The organism is Prosthecobacter gellanilyticus, from assembly GCF_007992435.1.
Classification (GTDB): Bacteria; Verrucomicrobiota; Verrucomicrobiia; order Verrucomicrobiales; family Verrucomicrobiaceae; genus Prosthecobacter; species Prosthecobacter gellanilyticus.
The window spans coordinates 1-14,746 of the sequence record NZ_BKAG01000062.1; the positions used below are offsets into that span (position 1 = coordinate 1).

General features: G+C 59.7%; 14 protein-coding genes. 11 read left to right on the forward strand and 3 right to left on the reverse strand.

The genetic code is table 11. The annotated features are described in order from the left end of the window. Positions 1-117 precede the first annotated feature (117 nt). From BGE01nite_RS25730 to BGE01nite_RS25770, 9 genes are all read left to right on the forward strand, one after another. On the forward strand, positions 118-1,551 hold the full coding sequence (locus tag BGE01nite_RS25730) for a DNA-3-methyladenine glycosylase 2 family protein (RefSeq protein WP_146855250.1): 1,434 nt from the start codon (positions 118-120) through the stop codon (positions 1,549-1,551). Further along, on the forward strand, positions 1,548-2,042 hold the full coding sequence (locus tag BGE01nite_RS25735; RefSeq protein ID WP_146855252.1) for a methylated-DNA--[protein]-cysteine S-methyltransferase: 495 nt from the start codon (positions 1,548-1,550) through the stop codon (positions 2,040-2,042). Before BGE01nite_RS25730 ends, BGE01nite_RS25735 begins: the two co-directional genes overlap by 4 nt. 61 nt (positions 2,043-2,103) lie before the next feature. Continuing rightward, positions 2,104-2,793: an SGNH/GDSL hydrolase family protein gene (locus tag BGE01nite_RS25740; RefSeq protein WP_146855254.1), complete on the forward strand. Its 690-nt coding sequence runs from the start codon at positions 2,104-2,106 to the stop codon at positions 2,791-2,793. 61 nt (positions 2,794-2,854) lie between these two features. Beyond that, positions 2,855-3,391 (forward strand): sigma-70 family RNA polymerase sigma factor, encoded by a 537-nt coding sequence (locus BGE01nite_RS25745; protein ID WP_146855256.1) that lies wholly within the window; start codon positions 2,855-2,857, stop codon positions 3,389-3,391. Continuing rightward, positions 3,388-4,869, forward strand: a complete 1,482-nt coding sequence (locus tag BGE01nite_RS25750) for a LamG-like jellyroll fold domain-containing protein (protein ID WP_170267068.1) — start codon at positions 3,388-3,390, stop codon at positions 4,867-4,869. The genes BGE01nite_RS25745 and BGE01nite_RS25750 overlap by 4 nt, the downstream gene beginning before the upstream one ends. Positions 4,870-5,006: 137 nt before the next feature. Then, positions 5,007-5,642, forward strand: a complete 636-nt coding sequence (gene ycaC, locus BGE01nite_RS25755; protein WP_146855260.1) for an isochorismate family cysteine hydrolase YcaC — start codon at positions 5,007-5,009, stop codon at positions 5,640-5,642. 128 nt (positions 5,643-5,770) lie between these two features. Next, positions 5,771-8,548, forward strand: a complete 2,778-nt coding sequence (locus tag BGE01nite_RS25760; protein ID WP_146855262.1) for a PSD1 and planctomycete cytochrome C domain-containing protein — start codon at positions 5,771-5,773, stop codon at positions 8,546-8,548. A 65-nt stretch (positions 8,549-8,613) separates the two neighbouring features. After that, positions 8,614-9,645, forward strand: coding sequence for a tRNA pseudouridine(13) synthase TruD (gene truD, locus BGE01nite_RS25765; protein ID WP_170267069.1), 1,032 nt, complete (start codon positions 8,614-8,616; stop codon positions 9,643-9,645). Between the two features lie 24 nt (positions 9,646-9,669). After that, a complete protein-coding gene (locus tag BGE01nite_RS25770) occupies positions 9,670-11,154 on the forward strand; it encodes a DUF1501 domain-containing protein (RefSeq protein ID WP_246145804.1) in 1,485 nt (494 codons plus the stop codon). Between the two features lie 10 nt (positions 11,155-11,164). On the opposite strand, the gene rbsK is transcribed toward BGE01nite_RS25770, so the two are convergent. Beyond that, complete coding sequence (rbsK, locus tag BGE01nite_RS25775) at positions 11,165-12,076, reverse strand: ribokinase (RefSeq protein ID WP_146855266.1); 912 nt, start codon at positions 12,074-12,076, stop codon at positions 11,165-11,167. 48 nt (positions 12,077-12,124) lie between these two features. On the opposite strand from rbsK, the gene BGE01nite_RS25780 reads away from it, so the two are divergent. After that, positions 12,125-12,319 (forward strand): hypothetical protein, encoded by a 195-nt coding sequence (locus BGE01nite_RS25780; protein ID WP_146855268.1) that lies wholly within the window; start codon positions 12,125-12,127, stop codon positions 12,317-12,319. Between the two features lie 3 nt (positions 12,320-12,322). Then, the gene (locus tag BGE01nite_RS25785) at positions 12,323-12,721 is read left to right on the forward strand and encodes a hypothetical protein (protein ID WP_146855270.1); all 399 of its coding nucleotides are present in this window, start codon (positions 12,323-12,325) and stop codon (positions 12,719-12,721) included. A gap of 5 nt (positions 12,722-12,726) precedes the next feature. Here BGE01nite_RS25785 and BGE01nite_RS25790 read toward each other — a convergent pair whose 3' ends face one another. Both BGE01nite_RS25790 and BGE01nite_RS25795 read right to left on the reverse strand, forming a co-directional pair. Beyond that, positions 12,727-13,722, reverse strand: a complete 996-nt coding sequence (locus tag BGE01nite_RS25790; protein WP_146855272.1) for a nucleoside hydrolase — start codon at positions 13,720-13,722, stop codon at positions 12,727-12,729. Beyond that, positions 13,719-14,705 (reverse strand): nucleoside hydrolase, encoded by a 987-nt coding sequence (locus tag BGE01nite_RS25795; protein WP_174770063.1) that lies wholly within the window; start codon positions 14,703-14,705, stop codon positions 13,719-13,721. The genes BGE01nite_RS25790 and BGE01nite_RS25795 overlap by 4 nt, the downstream gene beginning before the upstream one ends. Between the last annotated feature and the right edge of the window lie 41 nt (positions 14,706-14,746).

A 14,746-nucleotide genomic window follows, 5' to 3' on the forward strand; every position in this document is an offset into this window, starting at 1 on the left:
AACGCACGCCCCACACCAAGCGTGCCCAACAACCTCCAGACTCCCTCAAACAGCCATCTCATATTGATGTCCGAAAACGGCGAGCGTCCTGCCGCCATGTGTGCTTAAAGTAGCACCATGATTCTGGACGCTGAAGCCTGCTATGCCGCACATCGTGGACGCGATGCGCGCTTTGATGGCGTGTTTTTCACCGGGGTGAAGACCACCGGCATCTACTGCCGCCCCGTCTGCCCCGCCCGCACACCGGCCGCCACTTCCTGTGATTTTTTTGACACCGCCAGTGCCGCTGAGGCCGCAGGATTCCGCCCCTGTCTGCGTTGCCGCCCGGAAGTGGCTCCCGGCAGCCCCGGCACCACGTTGGCAGACTCTTTGTTACGCCGTGTTCGCGAGCGAGCCATGAAAGGCATGACACTGGAGACCATGGAGCCGGAGATGGGCCTGAGCATGCGCCAGGTGCGCCGCATCTTCCTCACGGAGTTTGGCGTGACCCCCGTGCAGGTCGTGCAGACCCAGCGCCTGCTCATGGCCAAGCAGTGGCTGCGCGAGACCACGCGCCCCATCAGCGAGATCGCGCTCGCCGCAGGCTTCCGCAGCCTGCGGAACTTTAACGCCGTCTTTCGCGAGCACTACCGCATGGCACCCTCGGCCTGCCGCACTCAGCAAACGCGCACGGACGATGTCATCACTCTCCGTCTCGCCTATCGCGAGCCGCTCGCCTGGGAGACGATGATGAACTACTTCCGCAGCCGCCTGCTTCCAGGTGTGGAGGAGATCAAGGACGGTGAATACCACCGCACCGTCATGCTCGGCAAAGCCATGGGCTGGATTCGTGTTTCTCCTATGCCCAAAGAGGCTGCCCTGCGCGTGGAAGTATCTCCAGGACTCATGCCTGTGCTCGGCACCGTGCAGAGTCGTGTGCGCCGCATGTTTGACCTCGATGCGCGTCCTGACTTGATCGAAGAACGACTCGGCGATGATGAACTCCTCGCCCCTGTGATGAAGAAGCATCCCGGCCTGCGTGTCTGCGGTGCCTGGGAGGTCTTTGAACTCGCGGTGCGTGCCGTGCTCGGCCAGCAGATCACCGTCCGCGCTGCCACCACGCTCTCGGCTCGCTTGGTGAATGAAGTGGGCCACAAGGTGGAGACACCTTTTGAGAACCTGAACCAGCTTGGCATCACTCCGGAAGCCATTGCCAAGATGAGCATTGATGCACTCTGCCGCCTCGGTCTCGTCAGTGCGAGGGCCAAGACTCTGCATCATCTCGCTGAGTTCGCGATGAGTGGCGGCTTTGATTTTCCACCCGGCCAGGATCACGAGGCTGTGGTCGCAAAGTTGGTTGCGCTTCCTGGCATCGGCCCCTGGACCGCGCACTACATCGCCATGCGCGCGCTGCGCTATCCTGATGCCTTCCCTGCCGCTGACCTCGGCCTGCGCAAGGCCATCGGCAAAGGCGAGCTCGTCTCCACCCGCGCCGCCACCGAGCGCTCCGAAGCCTGGCGTCCCTGGCGCGCCTACGCCTCCATCGCCCTCTGGACCAGCCTCACCCCATGACTCCGACCATCTACTTCACCACGCTCGACTCACCGCTGGGCGAGCTCACCGTCACCGCTACAGACAAGGGTCTGTGCGGTCTTTTCTTCACCGACCACAAATACTGGCCCGCCAGCAAACCCACCTGGCAGCGTGATGATGGCCCGCGCTTTGATGCCACACGCCAATGGCTGCATGCCTACTTTGCCGGTCACAAGGCCCGCAAGCTGCCACCGCTGGCCTTTGCCCATGGCACCGAGTTTCAGCAGCGAGTCTGGCAGGCCCTGCAAACCATCTCCTCAGGCCAGACCAGGACCTACTCTGAGATCGCCCACATGATCGGCGCGGAGAAAGCCGTGCGCGCCGTGGGCACGGCCATCGGCAAAAACCCGCTCTCCATCCTCGTCCCCTGCCATCGCGTCATCGGCACGAATGGCAGCCTCACCGGCTTCGCCGGAGGTGTGGAACGGAAGCGCTGGCTGCTCATTCACGAAGGCGTGATGCTGCACTGAAGGGAACCGACAAAGCGATGATGAGAATTCCCGATGAGGTCCGTTTGAGATTCACCCATCCATGAACATCCACGCCTTTACCGCAGCCTTTCTCAGCCTCGCCCTCGCCGTCTCCGCCGAAACCTCCGCCACGAAGGCGAAGAAGGAACCCAACTCCGTGCTCGCTCCCATCGAGGACGTCGCTGGTCTTCCTCGCGTGCTTCTGATCGGCGATTCCATCTCCATGGGTTATACACCCGAGGTTCGCAAGCTGCTGGAAGGCAAAGCCAATGTGCACCGCATCCCGCAAAACGGCGGCCCAACCAAAAATGGCATCGCTAACATCGAGAAGTGGCTCGGAACCGGCAAGTGGGATGTCATTCACTTCAACTGGGGCATTCACGATCTGAAGTTCATGCCCGATGGCAAACGTCAGGTCGAGGCCGAGGACTATGAGAAGAACCTGCGCGACCTCGTCTCCCGCATGCAGAAGACCGGCGCCAAGCTCATCTGGGCCACCACCACACCCATCCCTGAGGGTGAGCTGAATCCGCCGCGCAAGTTCGGCCAGGTCAAAGACTACAACAAAATCGCCGCCCGTGTGATGGCCGAGAATGACGTCGCCGTGGATGACCTCAATGCGCACATCAGCCCGAAGTTTGACCGTCTGCACAATCCCAAGGACCTCCACTACGGCCCTGAGGGCTATGCGTTCCTGGGCAAGAAGGTCGCGGAGGAGATCTCCAAGGCGCTGCCCAAGACCTCCAGATAAGCGGGCGCGAAAAATTCCGCGTTAAAAACCTGCCCGGACCGGAGATACTCCATGCACCCTCATGTCTCCGGCCGAAACCGAACGCCATCACCGCTTCCTGCGCAGCTTCACCGCGCACGAACCGGCCATCCGTGCGCATGTGCGGCGGCTGGTGCCCGCACGCGCGGATGCTGATGATGTGATGCAGGAGATCAGCGTGGTGCTCTGGGAGAAGTTTGACTCCTTCCGCGATGGTGCTGACTTCCGCGCCTGGGCCTTCGGTGTCGCCCGCTTTGAGGTGCTGGCATGGCTGCGGGATCGTGGCCGCGACCGGCTTGTGCTGGATGAGGAAGTCATTGCCAAAATCGCCGAGGAAACCACGGCCGAAGAGCCTCGCCTGCAGCGCCAGCGCGATGCCTTGGAGCACTGCATGAAGAAGGTGCCTGCCGATCAGCGAGACCTGCTCATGCAGGCCTACCAGCCCGAGTCACGCATCCAGGAAGTGGCGCAAGGCAGCGGCCGCACCGTGGCAGGCTTTTATCAATGGCTGCACCGCATGCGCAAGCTGCTGCTGGACTGCATCCGCCGCGCCATGACTCAAGAGGAGGTAGCACCATGAAGCCAGACCTCGAATCTCTCATCGAAGCCTATCTCGATGGCAGCATCATCCCTGCGCAGATGCAGCAACTCAACGAGACGCTTCTGAAAGATGCCGATGCGCGCCGTGAGTTCGCCGAGATCCTCAACGTGGACTCTGCGATCGCTGCGATGGCCGCTGGCTGGAACTTGGAGCAAGAACACGTAGAGCCTAAAATTCTGCGCCCTGCGTCACAAGTCACGAAATGGCGCTCCTCGCCCCGCTGGGTCGCAGTCGCCGCTTCTATAGCCCTCTTTTTGTTAGGCGGATGGTGGTGGCAGGGCTCTCAGCAGGGCTTCGCCAAGGTGGAGAAAGCCGCCGGGATCACAGATCTGTCTGAAGGCGCCTCTCTGCGCAGCGAACCCGTCCAGCTCACCGCAGGCACCGTGTCACTCATCAGCGCACGCGGTGCGCGCATCATCATCGAGGCGCCTGCTGAGTTTCGCTTTGAATCCTCCCAGCGTCTGCACATGAAGCGCGGCCGTCTTTCTGCGGATGTGCCACCTGCCGCGAAAGGTTTCACCGTCATCACGCCTTCCGGAGATGCCGTGGACCTCGGCACGCGCTTTGGTGTTGATGTGCCCACGAGCGGTGCTGCTGAAGTGCATGTTTTCCAGGGCGAGGTCATCGCCAAGGCCAACGGCGCGCCATCCAAGCAAAGCCTGCGCACCGGCGATGCCGTGATGTTTGATGCAGGAGCCAACACCTCACGTGAGCTGCGCTCCGCCGCCTTCATCCAGGCCGATGAAATGCGCGAGCTCACCGCCGGACTCGCCGCCGGCCAGCGTGCCCAATCAGATGCAGCGCTCGCCGAGCTGAAGCACGATCCCGCCTTGATCGCCCTGCTCGACTTCGAGTCCAACGACTCTCTCCCTGGTGTGTTTCGTAACGTGCAGGGCCGCTGGCCTGGCTCACATGCACCGGAGTTTGTGAACGTCGGCGATCATCTCAAGCTTGATGTCGGCAGCGAGCACGGCTGGCCGCAGCTCACTCTCGCCGCCTGGGTACGCATTGATCGCCTCGGCGCTCCGTATCAGTCGCTGCTGCACACCGATGGATGGAGCAAGAACAACCCCGGTCAGGTTCACTGGATAATCAATCGAGACACCACCATGCGCCTCGCCCTCATCGGCAATACGCTCGCTCCTGATGCCAGTGAGCGCGACGGTCATCCCGACTCACTCACGCCCGTGCTGCCCGAGCAAGGCCGCTGGGTTCATCTCGCCACCGTGTATGACTCGCAGGCCAAAACTGCGCGCTTCTACCTCAATGGTCAGTTTGATAAAGAAACACGCCTAACCATCGCTCATCCCGCGCGCCTGGGTCCTGCCCAGATCGGCAACTGGAACCAGCAGGACCGCAAGCTGAGCGGTCGTGTGGATGAACTGCTCCTGCTCGGCCGCGCCATGAGCGATGCCGAGATCCGCGCCCTCCATGCCGCGGGCAATCCCTACCGCTGAGTTTTCTGGCAGCATGCCAAACACGCATGCTGAGCCAAGGCACAAAACATTTCACGAACGGGCCTGGATGCGTCAGCATGATTTCACCGCGAGACCAACGCGCGGCTCATTCTTCCCCAACTCAAACCACAACTCTTATGAGCGACTTTAAATACAACCGTCTCGACAAAAACGACTGCGCCGTGCTGCTGGTGGATCACCAGACAGGTTTGACCAATCTCGTCCAGGATTTTTCCCCGGATGACTTCAAAAACAACGTCCTGGCCCTCGCCGATGCCGCGAAATATTTCAAGCTGCCCACCATCCTCACCACCAGCTTTGAAGACGGCCCGAACGGTCCTCTCGTCCCCGAGATCAAGGAACTGTTCCCCGATGCGCCTTACATCGCACGTCCTGGCAACATCAACGCCTGGGATAACGAAGATTTCGTCAAGGCCGTGAAGGCCACCGGCAAGAAGCAGCTTCTCATCGCCGGCATCGTCACAGAGGTTTGCGTGGCCTTCCCTGCCCTCTCTGCTCGTGAGGAAGGTTTTGAGGTCTTCGTCTGTACGGATGCCTCTGGCACCTTCAACCAGACCACCCGCAATGCTGCTTGGTCCCGAATGGAGCAGGCTGGCTGCCAGCTCATGAGCTGGTTCGGCGTCGCCTGTGAACTGCATCGCGACTGGCGCAATGACATCGTCGGCCTCGGTACGCTTTTCTCCAACCATCTGCCCAGCTACCGCTGCCTCATCAACAGCTACGAAGCCGGTCGCAAGGCTGCCAGCAAGTAAGCTTAAACCTTCCTCATCGGGAGCACGACGATCTCCGTCGTGCTCCCGATTTTTTTGTTGGGCGATGGCTTCTCCAGGCAAAAAAGATGTTAAAGACGGCTCGTGACCGGAGATAAGGAGATGAACTCATGCCCGTCACCCATCCCGCGCTTCGCATCGCCGCCCTGACATGGCTTGTGCCTGCCTGTCTGAGTGCAGCACCCGTCGACTTCGTGCGAGATGTACGGCCCATCCTCCAAAAGCACTGCTACGAGTGCCACGGTGAGAAAAAGCAAAAGTCTGGCTTGCGCCTCGACATCAAGTCCGAAGCCCTTAAGGGCGGTGACAATCACAGCCCCGACATCATCCCCGGCAAGGCCAAGGACAGCCCACTGATCCACTTCATTATCACCGATGATGAAGATGAGCTCATGCCTCCCAAAGGCAAGCTCTCCGCGCCTGAGATCGAAACACTCACCACCTGGATTCAAGAAGGCGCCGCGTGGCCGGAGGGTGTGGACCTGACCCAGCTCGAAGACCGCCGCAATCACTGGAGCTTCAAGCCACTTCAAGCCACTGCGCCCAAACCAAAAGGCGAGGAGATTGATACCTTCATCGATGCCAAGCTCAATGAAAAAGGACTGCATCGCTCCCCACCCGCCGATCGCATCACCTGGCTGCGTCGCGTGACTTTTGATCTCACCGGCCTCCCTCCGACTCCCGACGAAGTCACTGCCTTTGAATCAGGAATCAGGAATCGAGATTCAGGAATCTACGCCGCTGTTGTCGATCGTCTTCTGCAAAGCCCGCGCTACGGCGAACGCTGGGCCCAGCATTGGCTCGATGTTGTTCGTTATGCCGACACGCACGGTTTTGAAGTCAACACCGAGCGCCCGAACGCCTGGCCCTACCGCGACTACGTCATCCGCGCCTTCAATGACGACACACCTTATGATCGCTTCATCAAGGAACAGATCGTGGGAGATCTGACGCAGCAGGATGCCGCCACAGGTTTCCTTGTCACGGCTTCCGTGCTCCTGCCCGGACAGATCGGCAAAGATGAACCCTCCAAGCGTCTCGCACGTCAGGACTCCATCGACGAGATCGTCGTGAACATCGGCCAGACCTTCCTCGGACTCAGCATCGGCTGCGCACGCTGCCACGATCACAAGTTCGATCCCATCACCGCGAAGGATTACTACTCCATGCAGGCCTTTGTCGCTGGTGTGCAGTATGGCGATCGCAATCTGCAAACGCCGGAAGCCATCGCCGCTCGCGAGGAGATGAAGCAGGTCAAATTCCAGATCGCAGAGCTCGACAAGCAGCTCGCCCGCTTCGTGCCCATGGCCAAGTCCGGCGTGAAGCGCATCATGGTGAGCGCACGGGAGAACCGGGACCGCTTCATGCCCGTGAAAGCTAAGCGCGTGCGCTTCACTATTCGTGATACCAACTCTCTCGAACCCTGCATCGATGAGCTCGAAGTCTTCACCACTGCGGGCGACAACATTGCCCATGATGCCGCAGTCACGGCCTCAGGCGAGAAGGTCACCACTGATCGTCACGAGCTGCGCTTCGTGAATGACGGAAACTACGGCAACTCACGCAGTTGGATGTCGAGCGAGAAAGGCAAAGGCTGGGTCATGCTTGAGTTCAAGGAAGAGCACGACATCGAGCGTGTCGTCTGGGGCCGCGATCGTCAGGGCAAATACACAGACCGTCTCGCCACCAGCTACGTCATCGAAACTGCTGACATCTCCGGCACCTGGCAGGTCGTCGCCGACTCCGATGACCGTCAGCGCTTTGACACGCGCGATCGTACCCAGCCCGCCTTTTCCACTCAAGGCCTCCACAAGAATGAAGTCGCCGAGGCCAAACGCCTGATGGCTCAAAAGGCTCCGCTGGATGACAAGCTTCAGAAGATCGGTGCCGGACAAATAGTGTTCGCAGGCACCTTCCGCACACCCGATGACATTCACCTGCTGAATCGTGGCGATCCCGAGCAGCCCAAGGAACCCGTCGTCCCCGCGGTGCTCAGTGCTTTGGGTGATCTCAAGCTGCCCAAGGAAGCAGCCGAACAAGATCGCCGCAAAGCTCTCGCCGAGTGGATCGCCAGTCCGCAGAATCCGCTCACCACACGTGTCATGGTGAACCGCATCTGGCAGGGCCACTTCGGCACCGGCCTCGTCGAGACTCCCAGCGACTTCGGCCGCATGGGAGTGAAACCCACCCACCCCGAGCTCCTCGACTGGCTCGCCACCGAGTTCATCCGCAGCGGCTGGAGCGTGAAGCACATGCACCGGTTGATCGTGTTGTCGGATACTTACCGTAGAACGAGCTTTTTAGCTCGTTCGAACGAGTTGGAAAACTCGTTCGATATCGATTCCGAATCCAGGTTCCTCTGGCGCTTCCCCACCCGTCGTCTCGAAGCCGAAACCATCCGCGATTCCATGCTCGCCGTCAGTGGCCAGCTCAATGTGAAGATGTATGGCCGAGGCTACAATCTTTTCGACAAACGCGGCGGCCTCAGCGGCTTTGAGCCTGTTGAGAGCTTCACCGGAGATGGCCTCCGACGCATGATCTACGCACACAAAGTCCGTCGCGAACCCGAAGCCATCTTCGGTGCCTTTGATTGCCCGGATGCTGGTCAAAGCACCGCCATCCGCCGCGCCAGCACCACGCCCATCCAAGCCCTGAACCTCTTCAACAGCCGCTTCACCCTGGATGCGTCCGAAGCCTTCGCGGCTCGCGTGAAGAAGGAGGCTGGCAACGACTTCACTGCACAAGTGACCCGTGCCTACCAGATCGCCCTCAGCCGCAGCCCGACAACCGATGAATTGCAAGACACCGTGCCCACGATCCGCGATCACGGACTCGCCACGCTTTGCCGGGCACTCTTCAACTCCAACGAGTTCCTTTTTATCCCCTGAAGCCATCCGTCATTGGCCAGTTCGCGAAGATGGAGATAGGGTGAAGGTTCATGGAAAGAGATTCGATGGAACCACCCCACCTGCACGGTGGCCCGCTTGGCCGTGCTGGGTTCAAAACGCTGCCGGAAGACTTCATCGTCGAGGAGTTGCTGGGGTTCGAGCCTTCAGGTGAAGGCGAGCACTGTCTCGTCTGGGTGGAGAAGCGTGACCTCGATAGCAACACCGCAGGCGCACGTCTGGCGGATGCACTCGGCCTGCGGCGCCGGCTCGTCAGCCATTGCGGCCTAAAGGATCGCCATGCCGTGACACGCCAATGGTTCAGCCTGCACATGCCAGGCCAACTATCACCGGAGCCTGCAGCTTTGGAGTCCGAAGGTCTGCGGGTGCTGCGCGTCACAAGAAACACTCGCAAGCTGCGCCGCGGCATTCATCTCGGCAATCGCTTCACCATTCGCCTGCGTGATTCAAACTTCGCCGCTGATGCTGCCAAAGAGCGCTGGCAGCAGATCGTGAGGCAAGGTGTGCCTAACTACTTTGGCAATCAACGGTTCGGCAATGAAGGTCGCAATGTGGAAAAGGCTATCGCCATGTTTCGCGGTGAGTTCACCACTGGTGACCGGCTCCTGCGCGGCATCCTGCTTTCTGCTGCGCGCAGTCATCTCTTCAATGCCGTGGTGGCGGAGCGCATGGCGCGTGGTCTTTGGAGCAAGGCTCTGCCCGGTGAGGTCTATGGCTTTCAGGACAACGGCACCTTGTTGCTCATCAACAACCAGCGTGGTGATGAGGCGCAGCGTTTCAAGGAAGGTAAGGTCGAGATCACCGCCCCCCTCTGGGGCAGTGGCGAACTTCAAACATCAGACGAAGTCCGTGCATTCGAGCTGGAGGTCATATCGCGCTTCCCTGAAATCACTGCCGGGCTGGAAGCTGCGGGACTGCGCCAGGAGCGACGCGTCATGCGTCTGCACCCCATTCATCCGGAGCTGCTGGCTTTGGAAAGTGGTGATCTGCAACTGAGCTTTGATCTTCCTCGCGGCACCTATGCCACCACCATCCTGCGTGAGCTGGCCGTGCTAGAAGAACCGAAAGAAACTTCGTAAAAGGCTCCCGTGATGTGGAGATTAATGCATGACGCTCTCATGATTCCGCATCCCGAACATCTTTCCACGGCTGGCCGTCAATTGCTCGACCGGCGTGGATTCCTCACGCAGAGCGCCACAGCCCTGGGGTCCATCGCGCTGACCAGACTGCTCGCGGCGGATGGCATGCTTGGATCAAAGGGGCCTGTCATTGATCCCGCGCGGCCTTATGCGCCGAGGCAGCCGCATTTCCCAGCGAAGGCAAAGAATGTGGTCGTCATCTTCTGCGCGGGTGCTGTGAGCCAGCTTGAGACCTGGGACTACAAGCCCGAGCTGATCAAGTGGGATAACAAGCCACTGCCAGGCGGACCTGCCGTGACTTTCCAAGGCCCCTCAGGCAATCTCGCGCGGCCTCAGTATCCCTTCCGCCCTCGCGGACAAACGGGCAAATGGGTGAGTGATATGATTCCACATCTCGCGGAGCTTACGGACGATTTTGCTTTTGTGCATTCGCTGACGAGCAAATCGAACACACATGGCCCGGCGGAAAATTTTCTCTCCACCGGCTTCGTGCTCGATGGCTTCCCGAGTCTCGGTGCCTGGACCACCTATGCGCTCGGCAGTGAGAACCAGGATCTACCGTCCTACGTGTCCATTCCTGATCCTCGCGGCGTGCCGCAAAACGGCGCCAACAACTGGGGCCCGGGCTTTCTTCCGGCAGCCTTTCAAGGCACCACCATGAGCTCGAAGAACCCGGTGCGTCATCTCGCTGCGCCGGGAGTTTCCGCTCAAACCGATCAAGCCGCACGATCCCTGCTACAGCGCATGAATGCGCGACATCTCGAGGCGAATCCTGGCGATGGCAAACTCGCCGCGCGGATTGCCAGTTATGAGCTCGCCGCGCGCATGCAGCTCAGCGTGCCGGAGATCAATGATCTCAGCACCGAGCCTGCACACATCCTGAAACTCTACGGAGCGGATGACACGCAGAACAAGGACAAGGCCGCCTTCGCGAAGAACTGCATTCTTGCGCGGCGTCTCATCGAGCGCGGCGTGCGCTTTGTGCAGCTTTTCAATGGCGCCTATGCCAGCGGCGGCAAGCTGAACTGGGATGGCCACAGCGATCTGAAAGAGCAGTACGATGTGCATGCCTCCATCCTGGATCAACCTGCCGCGGCCCTGATCCGCGATCTCAAGCAGCGCGGTCTGCTTCAAGACACACTCGTGGTTTGGTGCACTGAGTTCGGCCGCATGCCCTTCTTCCAGAAAGGTGCCAAGGGCCGCGACCACAACCCCGACGGCTTCACTTGCTGGATGACCGGTGCTGGTGTGAAGTCTGGCGTAAGCTGTGGCGAGACGGATGAGCTAGGCCAGAAGGCTGTGAAGGACATTCATCCTCTCTACGACTTCAACGCCACCATCCTCCATCTGCTCGGCCTCGATCACGAGCGCCTTACCTTTGAACACAACGGTGTCCAGCGCCGCCTGACCAATGTGGAAGGTCACGTCATCCGTGAGATGCTGGCGTAACCACTTTTGATCACAACAGTGCAGTGATATCCTGACGAGTCGGAATCGCGGGTTGGGCCCCTGCTTTCTGAGTCGCCAGTGCTCCAGCCGCATTGGCAAAACGAAGTGCCTGCTCAAGCTCGACACCTTCAGCCAAAGCCACAGCCAGCGCGCCTGCAAAGCTGTCACCTGCACCCACGGTGTCCACAGGCACGACCTTCGGTGGAGCCACCTCAATCACTCCATGCTCCAAACTCAGGGCCAGTGTGCTGTCAGCGCCACGCGTGATGACCAGCACTCCACATCCTGCGCTTTGCAACGCTCCTTCGATATCCTGAATCGCAAGCTTCACCGGCTTCCCTAGCAGCATCGCCGCCTCTTTTTCATTCACGATGAGCACGTCCACCGGAATGGCTGCTTCAGCAAAATCCGCTGACCATGGTGATGGATTGATCACAATGCGGACACTGGCCTCGCGAGCCATCTCCGCCGCACGTTTGATGACAGCCAAGGGGCACTCGAGCTGGAGCAGAAGCGCCTTGCTCTCTCGGATCAAGGCCGCTTGCTCATCGACGTCCCGTGGCGCGATCTCATGATTCGCCCCGGGATTCACGATGATGGTGTTCTCGCCACGATCATCCACCGCGATGAAGGCCGAGCCTGTGGGAATCTCCGTCCGCAGAACACCTGTCGTATCAACATTTTCGTTTTGCAGATGCTCCAGATACTGAGTTCCAAAGCCATCCTGCCCCACACAACCGATCATCGACACCCTTCCTCCAGCCCGCGCCGCGGCCACTGCCTGGTTCGCGCCCTTGCCTCCAAAGCAGGTTAGCATGCTGCTCGAGGTCAGGGTCTCACCCGGAGCCGGGATGCGCGGCACACGCAGCGTGTGATCCACGTTTAGTGAACCGACAACGGTGATCTTGGGAGCAGCGGACATATGAAATCGAGGATTGCTGGAAATAGCTCAGGGGAGTAATATTGGGGCATGAACACGACCATTGATCCCAAACTCCTGGCTGATCCGGTGTTTCAGCGCGTCATGCGTGATGCCCTGGCGATCCAAGACCGCTTTGCTGCGGATCCCGTGTATGCCAAGACGGGTAAGGGACATCTCAAAAGCACCGGAGTAGACGAACTTCAGAAGATCAAAAAAACGGCTCAAGGTAAGTCCAAGGAGTAAGTCATGCCCGCGAAGCGTCCATGGCTCGCCAAGTATTCCTGGGCCTTTGTGACCGGGCAGAATGCCGTCTTGTGCATGCAAAAGAATGCTCTGCACAAACCGACCTCTGACGGCCATGACAGGACCAGGGCACTTTGGGAATCGCGACATGCCGGTGAAATGACTCTGGCTGAAGCGGCGGATCTTTGCCGCCAATGTCATCGACTGGCCCCTTTCTGTTTTTACAACGGCAACACCTTTGCTGCCATCATCCGTGATGTGGCAGCTGTCTTGTCCCAAGAGCTTTCCCAAGCACCGGAGCAAGCGTTCATTATCCGCAGCCTTGCAGGTCACATCGTTGCCGGTGTGGCCACTGAGGAGGAAGTGAAGGCGTTTCACGAGTTTTCAGATTCGCTGGTCTAAACCGCTCACTTCTTCGCAGGCGGAGGTTCCACACTGAGCTGCACCACGGCCTCGCGAACGCGGGCGGTTTGCTCGGGGCTCATGATGAGAAAGCGATGCTTGCCTTTGCCATCCTTGGAAGGGCGGAAGAGGGTGGCTGAGTCATCCTCGACGACGACATTGCCGGGAGGTGAGAGCTCGAAGTAGCCACGATCTGGCTGGATGGCATACAGCACGGCCGTGGGATCCCAGGTGGGGCGGTCATGCGGAGGTGGATTGTAGAGATAGTAGGCCTCCTTCAGCGGATGATGCGTGAGGTAGCCCAGATCCTTTTCAATCACGACATGCGGGAAGGCTGCGGCCACACCGATTTCATAACCGCTCCACACGATGGGCGTGGGCCACTGCTTCGCCAGCTTCTGAGCGGCAGGGATGTCGAGCTTTACGTTATACTCAAGGTGGCGTGTGTTGTGGTTCACCGTCTGAAAGGCACCCGCCATGATGCTGAGTTCCTTCACCTTCTTTGCCACCAGCGCCTTGCCTTCGGGATCATCCAGCAGGCGCGCCAGGTTCGTGAAGAAACCCACCTGCGCGATGACCACGCTGCTATCGGGTTGTTCGGAAAGGATCTTCTTGATCAGGCCGACTGCCTCAGGAGCATCCGTACCGCTTTTCAGATCATGCGGATAGCGGAAGGAGCCGTCCGCGTTCTTCTCATCGGCCAGCAGGTTGAACTTGCCGGCTTCTTTCGCAGCGCCATCACGCACCACACCGATGGGTGTGTCGGGATAACCATAGAGTGTGTTCACGGCATCGACAAAGGCCGCTGCTTGCGGATGATCCTTGGTGACCGTTACCGCGAGCAGCTCGCAGGCACCGCGCTTCTGCAGATTGTGAATCATGGCCAGCGCCATCAGGTCATCGACATCATTACCCATGTCGGTGTCGAAGATGAGCTTCACGGGTGCCGCCTGGGACAAGCCGCCGAGCGCGCAGAGGATGAGAGGAAGGAGGGATTTCATGGTTGAGGAGGTTGGATGGTGAGCTGGACGATCGCCTCCAGGGCACGGCTTTGCTGCACGGAGGTCATAGTGAGGAATCGATCACGCTGGCTGCCCTTGCCGCCTCTGGCGGGCGTGAAGCGCGTGAAGCCGTCATCGAGCACCTTCACGCGTCCTGGTTGCGAGAGGCCGAAGAAGCCGCGCTCTGGATACACGGCGTAGAGCACGCTGCTCTCGTCCCAGCACGGCCGGTCATGATTGGGGCCGCTGTGCAGCAGATAAGATTCGCGGACGATGTGGTGCGGCAGGTAGCCAAAGTCACGCGCGATGCTCTGGCGCGGATAGGGCAGCGCCTCGCCGATCTCATAACCGCTCCAGATGATGGGCACTTCCTCCGGCCACTCATTAGCCACGGTCTGCATGAAACCGATGCCATTGGTCACATTCGCCTCGAGGTGGTAGTTCGTGCCGCTGCAGAAGGCAAAGGCCCCTGCCATGATGGAGAGCAGTTTTACTTTTTTCTTCACCAGATCCACACCGCCTGGAGACTTGAGCAGGTTCGCCATGTTGGAGGCAATGCCGACGCTGATGATGGTCACGCTGTGATCAGGCTGCTTTTCCAAGAGCTCGCGAAGCAGCTCCACCGCCTCACGCGCATCCTCATTGCGATTCAAGTCATGCGGATAGTCCGGCGAATCCGCCAGCTTCAGATAGCTGCTGGGGCGCTTCTGCGATTTCGGATCACGTGTGACCCCGATGGGCAGATCCGGCCTGCCATAAACCGTGTTCTGCGCATCCACAAAACTCGCCGTGAGCGGATTGTCCTTCGAGATGGTGACCCCTAGGAACTCACAAGCCCCACGATCCGCGAGACTGTGGCACATGGTCAGTGCGAGCACGTCATCCACATCACCCGTGATGTCCGTGTCAAAGATGATCCTGGGCTTCTCGGCCAGGAGCGGAGAGCTAAGGGCGAAGAGGCAAAGCAGGAATAAGCGCATCATATGGTAGGGCATAGGGAAGGCGCGGCAGCGTTCTGGAGTGC

Bases quoted from the DNA above. Each gene is read 5' to 3' on its own strand.
- BGE01nite_RS25730 (WP_146855250.1), top strand. From the start codon at position 118: ATGATTCTGGACGCTGAAGCCTGCTATGCCGCACATCGTGGACGCGAT.
- BGE01nite_RS25735 (WP_146855252.1), top strand. From the start codon at position 1,548: ATGACTCCGACCATCTACTTCACCACGCTCGACTCACCGCTGGGCGAG.
- BGE01nite_RS25740 (WP_146855254.1), top strand. From the start codon at position 2,104: ATGAACATCCACGCCTTTACCGCAGCCTTTCTCAGCCTCGCCCTCGCC.
- BGE01nite_RS25745 (WP_146855256.1), top strand. From the start codon at position 2,855: ATGTCTCCGGCCGAAACCGAACGCCATCACCGCTTCCTGCGCAGCTTC.
- BGE01nite_RS25750 (WP_170267068.1), top strand. From the start codon at position 3,388: ATGAAGCCAGACCTCGAATCTCTCATCGAAGCCTATCTCGATGGCAGC.
- ycaC (WP_146855260.1), top strand. From the start codon at position 5,007: ATGAGCGACTTTAAATACAACCGTCTCGACAAAAACGACTGCGCCGTG.
- BGE01nite_RS25760 (WP_146855262.1), top strand. From the start codon at position 5,771: ATGCCCGTCACCCATCCCGCGCTTCGCATCGCCGCCCTGACATGGCTT.
- truD (WP_170267069.1), top strand. From the start codon at position 8,614: ATGGAACCACCCCACCTGCACGGTGGCCCGCTTGGCCGTGCTGGGTTC.
- BGE01nite_RS25770 (WP_246145804.1), top strand. From the start codon at position 9,670: ATGCATGACGCTCTCATGATTCCGCATCCCGAACATCTTTCCACGGCT.
- rbsK (WP_146855266.1), bottom strand. From the start codon at position 12,076: ATGTCCGCTGCTCCCAAGATCACCGTTGTCGGTTCACTAAACGTGGAT.
- BGE01nite_RS25780 (WP_146855268.1), top strand. From the start codon at position 12,125: ATGAACACGACCATTGATCCCAAACTCCTGGCTGATCCGGTGTTTCAG.
- BGE01nite_RS25785 (WP_146855270.1), top strand. From the start codon at position 12,323: ATGCCCGCGAAGCGTCCATGGCTCGCCAAGTATTCCTGGGCCTTTGTG.
- BGE01nite_RS25790 (WP_146855272.1), bottom strand. From the start codon at position 13,722: ATGAAATCCCTCCTTCCTCTCATCCTCTGCGCGCTCGGCGGCTTGTCC.
- BGE01nite_RS25795 (WP_174770063.1), bottom strand. From the start codon at position 14,705: ATGATGCGCTTATTCCTGCTTTGCCTCTTCGCCCTTAGCTCTCCGCTC.